Consider the following 272-nt stretch of genomic DNA (forward strand, 5'->3'; position numbering starts at 1 on the left):
GCAACAACTGGACGGTCGTCATCTGGCTCAGGTCCCGGGCCGCTACCGTCATCAACAATGGTACCCGTGCCTTGTGCTGGTGTGGTTTGAACTGACGTAGAACCAGATAACGTAAAAGTTTCAGGTCCTTCAAATACATCATCACCGATGGTATTAACGGTAACACTATAAGTGGTGTCATTCGCAGGAACAGTCACATCGAACGTACCATCTGGGCTCACAGCCACCACTTGGGTTGAGTTATCCGCATAAGTGATGGTGACTGAGGTATC

The 272-nt window shown here is 49.6% G+C and carries 1 protein-coding gene; it reads right to left on the reverse strand.

All coding sequences use genetic code 11. From position 1 onward, the window contains the following. The coding region (locus OQJ86_RS26505) for a hypothetical protein (protein WP_265992369.1) at window positions 1-272 on the reverse strand (272 nt) is incomplete at both ends.

This window comes from Vibrio sp. Sgm 5, assembly GCF_026241575.1.
Taxonomy (GTDB): domain Bacteria; phylum Pseudomonadota; class Gammaproteobacteria; order Enterobacterales; family Vibrionaceae; genus Vibrio; species Vibrio jasicida.